This window comes from Actinophytocola sp., assembly GCF_035712165.1.
Classification (GTDB): domain Bacteria; phylum Actinomycetota; class Actinomycetes; order Mycobacteriales; family Pseudonocardiaceae; genus DASYTH01.
In genome coordinates this window covers 1-3,785 of record NZ_DASTBH010000582.1, presented here as the reverse complement: position 1 = coordinate 3,785, position 3,785 = coordinate 1, and the positions used below count along the sequence as shown (strand labels likewise).

General features: G+C 73.4%; 2 protein-coding genes. Both read left to right on the top strand.

All coding sequences use genetic code 11. The annotated features are described in order from the left end of the window. A partial coding sequence (locus VFO68_RS33930; protein ID WP_325162534.1) for an amino acid adenylation domain-containing protein occupies positions 1-3,129 on the top strand: 3,129 nt, incomplete at its 5' end. Next, positions 3,126-3,785, top strand: a 660-nt coding sequence (locus VFO68_RS33925; protein WP_325162533.1) for a polyketide synthase, incomplete at its 3' end; no start/stop codon positions are given. The genes VFO68_RS33930 and VFO68_RS33925, both read left to right, overlap by 4 nt.

Sequence of the window (3,785 nt, the reverse complement as noted above, 5' to 3'; positions counted from 1 at the left end):
GGCCCGGCGCCGGTGCCCGGCCGGCGCGAGCGCGTTCCGCTTTCCTTCGCCCAGCAACGGTTGTGGTTCCTCGAACAGCTCATCCCGGAGAACACCTACATCATCGCCGGCGCGCTGCGCCTGACCGGCGCCCTCGACGAGGCCGCGCTGTCCGCCGCGCTGTCCGCGATCGTGACCCGGCACGAGGCGCTGCGCACCGTGTTCGAGGTCGTGGCCGGCCAGCCGTACCAACGGATCCTCGACCCCGCACCGGTTCCGCTGCCGGTCACCGACCTGACCGCTGCCCCGCCCGGCGAGCTGGCCGCACTTCGGCGCCGGGCCGCCACCGCGCCGTTCGACCTCGCCGCCGGCCCGGTGCTGCGCGCCCAGCTGGTCCGCCTCGCCGGCAGCACGCACGAGCTGATCATCGCCGTGCACCACATCGCCTGCGACGGCGCCTCCCTCACCCTGATGCTGGACGAGCTGGCCGCGCACTACCGTGGCGAGGCGCTCGCCCCGCTCGCGGTGCAGTACGCGGACTACACGCTGTGGCAACGGGACTGGCTGGCCGGCGAGCGGCTGACCGACCAGCTCGACTACTGGCGCCGGCAGCTGGCCGGTGCGCCGCCGGTCCTGGAGCTGCCCACCGACCGGCCCCGGCCGGTCATTCCGAGCAACGCCGGAGCGAGCTACCGGCAGGAGCTGCCGGCCGAGCTGGCCGAGGCGATGCAGGCGCTGGCCCGCGCCGGCGACGCGACGCTGTTCATGGCGTTGGGCGCGGCCTTCACCGCCCTCCTCGGCCGGCTGTCCGGGCAGGACGACATCGTGCTGGGCACGCCGATCGCGGGCCGCACCGACCCCGCGCTGGAACCGCTGATCGGCTTCTTCGTCAACACCCTGGCGCTGCGCACAGACCTGTCCGGCGACCCCGGCTTCGCCACCCTGCTGGCCCGCACCCGGGAAACCACGCTGGCCGCCTACCAGCACCAGGACCTGCCGTTCGAGTATCTGGTCGAACACCTCGCGCTGGCCCGCGATCCGGGCCGCAACCCGCTGTTTCAGGTGATGTTCACCGTGGTGCACGACCCGCCGGCCGAGCGGGAGCTGCCCGGGCTACGGCTCGCGGCCGGTGAGCTCGAGACCGGGGTGGCCAAGTTCGACCTCACGCTGACCATCGCGCACCGGCCCGACCGCGGCCTGGAGGCCCGCTGGGAGTACCGGCGCGACCTGTTCGACGAACCGACCGTTGCCCGGATCGCCGGCTATTACCACACCCTGCTGGAAAGCATTCTGGCCGCACCCGACCGTCCACTGAGTACACTCGCGCTCCTGCCGGACGAGGAGTGGCTGGAGCGGGTGGACCAGCCGGCGCCGCCCGGGCCGGCCCGGTTCGTGCCGGACCTGATCGCCGAGCGGGCCGCGTCCCGGCCGGCCGCCATCGCGCTGGTCGCCGAGAACCTGTCCCTCACCTATGCGGAGCTGGACGGACGGGCCGCCGCGCTCGCCGCCCGGCTGCGGGATCGCGGGGTCGGCCCGGACGTGCTGGTCGGGGTGTGCGCCCGGCGCGGCCCGGAACTGATCATCGGCCTGTTGGCGGTGCTCCGGGCCGGCGGCGCCTATCTGCCGCTGGACCCGGACTATCCGGCCGCCCGGACCGCGCGGATCCTCGCCGATGCCCGGCCGGCGCTGTTGCTCACCCAGCGCGGACTGCTCGACGGCGAACCCGGAGCGATCCTGCTCGACGAGCCGGTGTCCGGCCCGGCGCGACCGGTGCCGGCGCCGCGGTTGCGGCCGGAGCACCTGGCCTACGTGATCTACACCTCCGGCTCCACCGGAACGCCCAAGGGTGTCGCGGTCAGCCACGCCAACCTGGCCGCGTCCACCGCCGCCCGGATGGCGGTCTACGACCGGCCGGTGCACGGCCTGGTGTTGCTGTCCTCGGTCGCCTTCGACACCTCGATCGCGTCGATCTTCTGGAGCCTGTGCGCCGGCGCCACCCTGCACCTGCCCGCCGAGGGCCGGCAACTGGAGTTGGACCACCTGGCCGGGCTGGTCAACCGGCCGGACGTGAGCCACCTGGTCTGTCTGCCCTCGCTCTACCAACTTCTTGCCACAAAACCGATCCGGCTGGACACCGTGGTGGTGGCCGGGGAGCCGGTGCCGCCCGGACTGGTCGACGCGCACCATGCCGCGCTGCCGGAGGTGCCGCTGTACAACGAGTACGGGCCCACCGAGGCGGCGGTGTGGAGCACGGTCGCGCTGTGCCGGCCGGGTGAGCGCCGGGTGCCGATCGGCCGGCCGATCCCCGGTTGGCAGGCCTACATCCTGGACCGGCACAACGAACCGGTCCCGGTCGGCGTGACCGGCGAGCTGTACCTGGCCGGCAACGGCATCGCGCGCGGCTACCTGGGCCGGCCGGCATTGACCGCGCAGCGGTTCCTGCCCAACCCGTACGGCCCGCCGGGCAGCCGGATGTACCGCACCGGAGACCTGGCCCGGTACCGGCCGGACGGACAGATCGACTTCGTCGGCCGCACCGACCATCAGGTCAAGATCCGGGGCTACCGGATCGAGTTGGACGAGATCGACGGCGTGCTGCTGCGCCACCCGGACGTGCGGGCCGCGGTCACCGTCGCCACCGACGGAACCCTGGTGTCCTATGTGGTCGGTGCGCCGGCGGACCTGCGCGACTACCTGAGCGAGCAGCTTCCGGCCTGGATGCGGCCGGCGCAGGTGGTCGAGCTGGCCGAGTTGCCCCGCACCCCCAACGGAAAGGTCGACCGGGCCGCGCTGCCGGCAGCCCGGCCGGCCATCCGGTCGGTGGGCTTCCGGGCGCCGGGCACCCCGACCGAACGCCGGATCGCCGAGGTGTGGCAGACCCTGCTGCGCGTGGACGCGGTCGGGCTGGACGAGAACTTCTTCGAGATCGGCGGCCATTCGCTGCTGCTGATCCAGGCGCACGAACAGCTTCGCCCGCTGAACGAGGAACTGCGGATCGTCGACCTGTTCCGGTATCCCACCGTGCGCACGCTCGCCGCGTTCCTCAGCGGCGCGGGCGCGCGGGATCCGGCCGGGGAACAGGACGAGTCGCGCCGGGCCGGCCGGGGCCGCCAGGAGCAGCGCCGCCGCCGGATGCGGGGTGCCGCATGACGCACGAGGACGCGGTCGCCATCATCGGCATGGCCGGGCGGTTCCCCGGTGCGCCGGACGTGCGGGCCTACTGGGCGAACCTGTGTGCCGGCGTGGACTCGGTGTCCGACGGGCAGCCGGCAAAGGGCGTGCTGGCCGGGCACGACCTGTTCGACGCCGCTTTCTTCGGCCTGTCCCCCAAGGAAGCCGAGCGCACCGACCCGCAGCACCGGCTGTTTCTGGAGTGTGCCTGGGAAGCGCTGGAGGACGCGGGCTACGGCAACGCGGCCACCCGGCCCGTCACCGGCGTCTTCGCGGGCTCCTCGATGAGCCGCTACCTGCTCGACGTGCTGGCCAGTCCCCGGCACCGGGACCTGCTGGACGACTCGCAGCTGCTCATCGGCTGCGACAAGGACTACCTGACGATGCGCGCCTCGCACAAGCTGAACCTGCGCGGGCCGAGCGTCGTGGTGCAGACCGCCTGCTCCACCTCACTGGTCGCGGTACACCTTGCCGGGCAGGCGTTGCTGGCCGGCGAATGCGACCTCGCGCTGGCCGGCGGTGTCGCGGTGCGGCCCGGTGGCGGGCTGGACCACAACTCCGCGCGGCCGGACGGAATGCTGTCCCCGGACGGGCGGTGCCGGGCGTTCGACGCGGCGGCCAGCGGCATGGTCGGC